This is a genomic window from Candidatus Manganitrophaceae bacterium (genome assembly GCA_012960925.1).
Classification (GTDB): Bacteria; Nitrospirota; Nitrospiria; order SBBL01; family JAADHI01; genus DUAG01.
The window spans coordinates 19,349-27,340 of sequence record DUAG01000037.1; the positions used below are offsets into that span (position 1 = coordinate 19,349).

General features: G+C 49.4%; 5 protein-coding genes. All 5 read left to right on the forward strand.

What is annotated here, in order from left to right:
- The first annotated feature begins 17 nt into the window (after positions 1-17).
- The 5 genes from EYQ01_05180 to EYQ01_05200 all read left to right on the forward strand — a co-directional run bounded on the left by EYQ01_05180 (position 18) and on the right by EYQ01_05200 (position 7,881).
- Positions 18-1,367, forward strand: coding sequence for a DUF58 domain-containing protein (locus EYQ01_05180; protein HIE65194.1), 1,350 nt, complete (start codon positions 18-20; stop codon positions 1,365-1,367).
- Positions 1,364-3,340, forward strand: a complete 1,977-nt coding sequence (locus EYQ01_05185; GenBank protein ID HIE65195.1) for a transglutaminase domain-containing protein — start codon at positions 1,364-1,366, stop codon at positions 3,338-3,340. The genes EYQ01_05180 and EYQ01_05185 overlap by 4 nt, the downstream gene beginning before the upstream one ends.
- Positions 3,341-3,807: 467 nt before the next feature.
- A complete protein-coding gene (locus tag EYQ01_05190; GenBank protein HIE65196.1) occupies positions 3,808-5,988 on the forward strand; it encodes a nitrate reductase in 2,181 nt (726 codons plus the stop codon).
- A 2-nt stretch (positions 5,989-5,990) separates the two neighbouring features.
- On the forward strand, positions 5,991-6,515 hold the full coding sequence (locus EYQ01_05195) for a hypothetical protein (protein HIE65197.1): 525 nt from the start codon (positions 5,991-5,993) through the stop codon (positions 6,513-6,515).
- Between the two features lie 46 nt (positions 6,516-6,561).
- Complete coding sequence (locus EYQ01_05200) at positions 6,562-7,881, forward strand: aspartate carbamoyltransferase (GenBank protein HIE65198.1); 1,320 nt, start codon at positions 6,562-6,564, stop codon at positions 7,879-7,881.
- Positions 7,882-7,992 lie beyond the last annotated feature (111 nt).

Sequence of the window (7,992 nt, forward strand, 5' to 3'; positions counted from 1 at the left end):
CTTACGAACGGGGGAGTATGAAGAGGTTTTTATATCAAATCTTCCGGACACTCAGCGCGATTCAGAGGCGTATGAAAAAAAGATTTACGGTGGGGGGTGCCTTTGTCCTCTGCGGTCTTGCCATAACGGCCAGCTTCGGGCTCGATACGTCCCGTATGATGATCTACCAGGTCTTTACTTTTTTATTCGCGCTCATGGCTGTTTCATATACCTATAGCCTCTTCTTTCGTGCAGGATTTTCAGTGAAGAGAATTATTCCTCGGTTTGGAACTGTTGGAGTACCTCTAAGATATGAGCTTGTGGTGAGAAATGAGAGTGCAAAGACCCAAACGGGCTTGTCTCTCCTGGAGGACCTTGGCGAGAATATTCCGACCTATAAAGAGTTTGTTGAATCGCTTGAACCCAACGAGGAAAGCAGAAACTGGTTTGACCGCTATGTCGGATATTATCGATGGCAGTGGATTATTTCTCGAAAATTGAGGGGCGGAGTCCAGGAGAGGATACTCCCTTATATGAAACCCGGAAAAACGGTTTCGATCCAGAGTGAGGTCGTCCCATTTCACAGAGGGCGCCTTTATTTGACCGGGGTGACGATCTCAAGGAAAGATCCTTTTGGTCTTGTGAAGACCTCTCTTACTGTTCGGGAAAATCAAGCCGTTCAAGTCCTTCCAAAGAGGTACCCGATCCGGGCGATCCAATTTCCAGGAACAAAGAAGTATCAGCAGGGAGGGGTTGCCATGACGTCTTCTGTCGGTGAATCGGGAGATTTTGTCTCCTTGAGAGATTATCGTGTAGGCGATCCGATGCGTAGAATTCACTGGAAAAGCTGGGCGAAGATTGGAAAACCGATTGTTAAAGAATACCAGGAAGAATATTTCGTCCGGCACGCCCTTGTTTTAGACACCTTTACCGATTCAGACTTTAGCGAGGTTTTTGAAGCGGGCATTTCTGTCGCAGCTTCTTTTGCCTCGTCAATCCAGACCATGGAATCGCTCCTGGATTTGATGTTTGTCGGCGGGAAATCCTATTGTTTTACCGCAGGAAGGGCACTTTCGAGTATGGAGCGGATCTTGGAGATCCTTTCTGCTGTCCGCTTGTGTCGGGACAAACCGTTCCATACCTTGAGGCGATCAGTCATCAATCGGATATCGATGATGAGTGGCTGTATTTGCATCCTTCTATCATGGGATGAAGAGAGAAGAGACTTCATCGATCAATTGAAGCGGTATGGAATCCCCCTTCTTGTTTTGGTTGTGGGTGACTCCAAGATGCCTGACCCGCTTGATCTTGGCCCGATGAAGGACAAGCCCTCTGCTTTGCACCGTCTAGAGGTTGGAAAAATAGAGGAAGGACTTTCAAAGATATGAAAACACCTCCCTTCCTATTGGGGTTCACCCTCCTTTTCTGGGGATGGCGGGTTGATCTGCTCCCCTTGACATCGGTGATTGCGGTTGTCTGTGAGGGAGCCCGTTTCCTCCCCTGGAGATGGGAGCCTTCTCCCGCCGATTTCAGGCGGACCTGGGATGTCAGTGCAATCATTTTTTTGGGGGTGGTTGCCTATATTCTTACCGCAAATCCATTACTGGAAAGCATCCTTCTTTTCATTCAGTGGCTCCCCTTTCTTTTTACCCCGATTGTGATCGCACAAATTTACAGCCCCTCTGAGAAGATTAATATTGATACCTTCTATATTGTCCTCAGAAAGCGAACGCTCCGGGGCGTTGGGAACCTTTATTCTTCCATTAACCTGACCTATCCATTTTTCCTCCTCTGTCTCCTGGCCTCCGGAGGTAGCAATGACGGATCTTACCGGTTTTATCTTGGCTTGATCTTGATTTCGGCCTGGGCTTTGTGGCCTTTAAGATCTGAAATGTATTCTACTCCGGTATGGATTGCTTCTTTCATTTTGGTGGGTGTGATCGGGTATTGGGGGCACATAGAGCTGCGACGCTTACAAATAAGCCTCGAAAATATGATCATATCCTGGATGTCGCTGGAGGGGACAGACCCCTATCGAAGTACGACGGCAATAGGGGACATCAGGACCTTAAAGCAATCAGGCCGTATTTTATTCAGGGTGGACCGGACTCAAGAGCAAGAAGAGCCCCTCCTTCTCCGTGAGGCCAGCTATGACCTCTATCAATCCCCCTTATGGTTGGCTTCAAAATCCGGGTTTCGACCGCTTCAATCAGAAAGTAACGGGACGACGTGGACACTTCGCAAGAATACCTTTACAAACAAGGAAATCATTGTGGAAACTGTTCTGAGCCCAGGACAAAAGATTTTACCCTTGCCGAACAGTACCTATCGGATAGAAGATCTTCCGGTCACGGGAATGAGACGGAATGGTATGGGAGATATCAAGGTTGAGTTCGGTTCAGGGTTTGTATCCTACCGTGCGCGATATGATCAGAGTGCAACTTTTGACCGGCCTCCGAATAAACTCGACTTGTTTATCCCCCTTGGCGAGACCGCTGCCGTTAAAAAAATTGCATCGGACCTAGAGCTCTATGACCTGGAGACAGACGAGGTCCTTAAGAAAGTTGAACATTTTTTTAAAAACAAGTTCTTCTACTCTCTCCGTCTGGAGGGAAACAGTATTGAAGAATTTCTATTTCAGTTCAGAGCCGGGCACTGTGAGTACTTTGCAACAGCAACCGTGTTGCTTCTTAGAGAAGCAGGCATTCCGGCACGTTATGCGACAGGATTCTCAGTTCAGGAGTTTAAGCAGAATGAAAATAGGTTTGTTGTGCGTGAAAGGCACGCGCATGCCTGGGCCTTGGCCTACACTGATGGGATATGGCTTAATGTGGATAACACGCCGAGTGTATGGGCATCGATTGAAGCAAGTACCAGCTCGATGTGGGAACCCTTGCGTGATCTTTGGTCAAGAGGGGTCTTCCTCTTTTCAAAATGGCGGGGGAGTGAAAAGGATTTTTCTCTGATAGAATATTTCAGTTGGCCCTTCGCTATTCTTGCAGCAAGCCTGGTCTGGCAGTTCTTTCTCAGAAAACGGGTGACCCGATTTATTGTGAAAAGTAAAGACAGGAGGATTAAACGATATTCTGCTAACGCAGAATCAGATTTTTATTTAATCATAAGAAAGCTGCATGCCTTGGGTCTTGGCCGGGAACCGGGGGAACTTCTTTCTGTCTGGATTAAAAGAATCGGACGAGGGAAACTGTCAGCGACATCGCTTCAATCGTTACAAGCAATCCTGGCCCTCCATTACCGCCATCGATTTGACCCTGAACAACTCTCTCCGAGAGAAAGAATAGTCCTCAAGCGCCGGGTCCAAGCCTGGTTAAAGGTACATCAGATTGATTTGATCCGTTCTTAGTGGAATATCGGGGAGAGAGATTTCTACAAGAGACCCCTCGCATTTTTGCTTCAGAAGTATCGGGTATTCTTTTAGATAATTTATACGACGTGTGGTTTTTTATATACTGGGTTCTTATCCTCTCGTGAATACTTACAGCGAGTGCAATCATCGCCCCTCTCGGACGGGGTTCTTCAAAATTCTGATTTAGGAATGTTCATCGATAACATCTTCGACTACCTCGTAGAAGATCAGACAAATATGTTGATCCTGATTGTCACACTGATCCCTCGTTCGTTCTTTTAAAATTTTTCATGTCGGGAAATCAATGCGTTAGTCGATGGTTTTATAGTTGTTGTCGTGTGGCATATTTATTGCTAGTATAAAAAACATTAAATGTACCGGCAATGGCGCCTGGTCTGGTGGCAGCAGAAGAGCTGCAAACCAATCCGGGCTTTTTTATACCCAATTTCGTGTATTGAGCATATATGTTATTTGGCCGTCACACTAAGAATCCGATTCATATTCCAACAAAACCCGTCGAGAAGTGGGTCTATACGACCTGCGGATACTGTTCCACCGGGTGTTCCATCGAGGTGGGAGTCGATAAGGATGGGAAGGGGATCACAACGCGCGGAGTGATGGATGCCGATGTGAATCGGGGAAAGCTCTGCCTGAAAGGAATCTACGAGTTCGAGTTGTTCGACACGCCAAATCGGGGCGTTGTTCCGCTCATGCGCAAGAAGATATCGGAACCGTTTGAGAAAGCGTCGTGGGATAAGTCCTTGACGCAGATGGCGAGCGAAATTCAACGGATTCAGGCCCAATATGGCCGTGACAGCTTTGCAATCGTCTCGACCGGCCAGATCTATACCGAAGAATTTTATACCCTGGGAAAGCTGGTCCGGGGCCTGATCGGAACGAATAATTACGATGGCAATACCACCCTCTGCATGGCCTCTGCGGTGTCCGGCTATAAGCGCTCATTTGGGAGTGACGGCCCTCCGGGGTGTTATGAGGATTTTGAGAATACCAGCTGTCTCCTGGCCATCGGGTCAAATCTTCCTGAGCAGCACCCTATTATCTATTGGCGGATGAAAGAAGCGCAAGACCGGCACCACTTTCCCCTCATTGTCGTTGATCCCCGGGTCACGATGTTCGCGCAACTGGCCGATATCCACATTCCAATTGCACCCGGAACGGACCTCGTCTTTTTGAATGCCCTGGCTCATGTCATCCTGGAAGAGGGTTTGGAGGATCGCGGCTATATTGATGCCCACACCTCGGGATACAGTGCTTTTTCGGAGTTGGTTCGGGAATACAATCCGGCTAAGGCGGCCAAAATCTGCGGCATCGACGAGGATATGATCCGTAAGGTGGCACGGATCTACGGTGAAGCGGGGACGGCGATGACCATCTGGACCATGGGCATTAACCAATCGACCCATGGCTCCGACGGTGTCGCGGCGATCAATAATTTGAATCTGATTACGGGCAATATTGGGAAGCCGGGAGGAACCTCGCTTTCCATCACGGGCCAGTGCAATGCGATGGGAACACGTGAGTTTTCCTCCTGCTCCGGCCTTCCAGCCTACAGAAAGCTTGAAAAGGAGGAAGACAGGGCCTTCATGGCCGATTATTGGGGTGTAGAGGAAGACTTCTTCCCCAAAAAACGAGGTCTGACACAGACGGACATCTTCCCCGCCATTGAAAGGGGAGAGATTAAAGGGCTCTGGCTGATTGCCACAAATCCGATGACCTCCATGCCCGACACGGTCCGTACCCGAAAGATTCTTGAAAAATTGGAGTTCCTGGTTGTTCAGGATATCTATACGGATGTTGAAACACTTGAATCCGCCCACCTCTTCCTTCCTACGGCACTCTGGGGAGAGAAGGAAGGGATCTTTACCAATACCGAGCGGCGTGTGAACGTGGTCCGCAAGGTCTCGAACCCGCCGGGTGAAGCCAAGCCGGAACTCTGGATATTCACGCAGCTTGCCAGGCATTTTGACCCGGATGAACGGATGCACTTTTCCGAAACACCGGCAGAGGTCTTTGAGGAAATGCGGGAGCTTTCGAAAGGCCGCCTCTGCGATTACTCCGGGATGAACCATGAAAAGATAGAGGCACGGCGCGGTATTCAATGGCCCTGCAATGCGACTCATCCGAAGGGCGCAAAGCGGCTTTACACCGATGGAGTTTTCCAGTATCCGGATGGAAAGGCGAAACTGATTTCGCTTCCTTTCATAGATAATAATGAGGTTCCTGATGATGAATATCCCTTCTGGCTGAACAGCGGAAGGGTTGTGGAGCATTGGCATACTCGTACAAAGACGGGCAAGATCGGAAATTTAAACAAGTTTAGTCCGACCCCCTACATGGAGATGAATCCGGCCACGGCAGATCGGCTTGAGATAGAGGCATTGGAGTACGTTCAGGTTTTTTCCCGCCGGTCTTCGGCCATTGTTCTGGTGCAGTTGACCCACCGGATTGCGGAAGACGCGGTTTTTATTCCGATGCATTACTATAATTGTGTGAACCGCCTGGTCCTCGGTCTTCTCGATCCCTATTCGCGCCAGCCGGCATTTAAACAGTCGGCTGTTCGGATCGAAAAAATAGCCGACCAAAGGGCGGCGGCGAAGGAAAATGTTATGGCACGGAAGTATTAGAGATGGGATTTAGAAAAGAGGTCATACCGGACCGAGGTCTGCTGAAAAAAGCCCTGTCTCAGAACTATCCCAAATATATGCTCCTGAAGCCTTCCGGGAGTGAAGTAGAGAAGACCCTGCATGGGTCTTCTGTCTGCCTTGACCGGGACCATCCTGAGTTGACCGGACAAGCCCTTGAGATCAACGGCGAGAAACGCTTGATTGATGACCCCGACCGCTACAAACAGCACGGTTTCCATTTTAACGTCGACAATTGTATCGCTTGCCACGCTTGTGAGTCTGCCTGTTCCGAAAAGAACGGCCTTCCCTCTCATCTGGCCTTCAGGACGGTGGGTACGATTGAGGGAGGGAGCTATCCGAACGTTACGCGAATTAATATCTCCATGGCCTGTAATCATTGTGAGGACCCGGTCTGCCTGAAGGGCTGTCCGACACGGGCCTATACAAAGTATCTGGAGTACGGCGCGGTCTTACAGGACCCCGATATCTGTTTTGGCTGCGGATATTGTACCTGGGTGTGTCCTTAATGCGCCACAATTAAATCCGGTCGAAGGCCATGTCGAGAAATGCAACATGTGTGTAGATCGGCTTGAGGTTGGTTTGAAGCCGGCATGCGTGACTGCTTGTTTGGGTAATGCCCTTGAATTTGGCGTCATCGAGGATATCCCGGCGGGACGCCATGAGGCCAAACTTGAGATCCCCGGTTTTCCGGACCCTGAGATCTCCCGGCCGAATATCCGTTTTCAACAGAACCGTGCCTTGCCCGATAACTTCAGGCATGTCGATGCCGATCCGATTCGTTATGAACGGGATATAAATGAAAATAATCAGTTCAGTGTCAAGCCACTCTCCAAAAAAAGGAAGACGGATTGGGGGCTGGATCAGCTTCGTTCGCGTGAAGATCCACTGGTCTTCTTTACGCTTGCGACGCAGTTTGCGGTCGGGGGTTTTCTGCTTATCTTTCTTGCTCCCTTCTTCAGCAATGCGATGGGATGTATCCTGACGAAGGAAGAACATCCTGTCGCCATGGCAATGGCTTTGTTTGGACTGGTTGCGCTTCAGACAACTGCTCTGGTCTCTTCGACCCTGCATCTTGGGAAGCCGAAGTATTTTTATCGCGCCATGTACAACCTTCGCCACTCCTGGGTGAGCCGGGAGATTGCAGCAGTGGGTGCTTTTTATAACTTCTTTTTTGCTTATGCCTTGGTCAGAAACTTTCCTCTCCTGATCTCTTGGCTTCCGGAGGCTTATCCTGGAATCTTGACTCAGGTTCTAGGCGGGGGAGCGGCGTTTACAGGTCCTCTGGGGCTCTATTGTATGTATCGTTGTTACCGGATCAAGGCCCGTCCCTTTTGGGATCATTGGCATTCCGGAGGCGCATTTTTCTCGAGTACCTTGATACTGGGAGGTTTGGGTATTGGACTCATCTTTGGTTTTGCAGAGTTCATGCGTGGTCATTCACCTGCCTTTATTCTATCAAAGATGGCATTTCCCCTGCTTGCCGGCATGCTACTCCAGGGCGGAGCGCTTCTGTCGCATCTACAGGATATGAAGGTCAGAGGAGAAGAGGCAGCGGTTTCACACGAACTTATGTTGGGGAAATATGGCAAGACCTATTCTGCAAGATGGGTGAGTTGGACGCTTCTCTTGATGATTGCTGTACTCTATGCGGCTTTGAGTCCTGAGGGGGGTTGGGCATTGTTGGTCTGGGGGGGAGTATTTTTTCTTGCGTTGGCACATGAGGTCATTGGTCGTGCTCTTTTTTATGGCATCGTTGTGCCGACGACCAGCCCGGGTGGAATCTTCTGGAAGAATCAATCATTCCAGACGCAGGCACTTCAGAGCGGTCTGGCCGATCTACCTCAGGTCGGCGTGGTGCAAGACCATGGATAACCACAGTTAGCGGTTCTTAAGTTAAAGTTAATTCGTGAATTCAACTTGTAAGTGCAACTCTTTCAGTGCGGTTAGGAGGCAAACTGCGGTAGTATCGTGGTTTTCTCACCG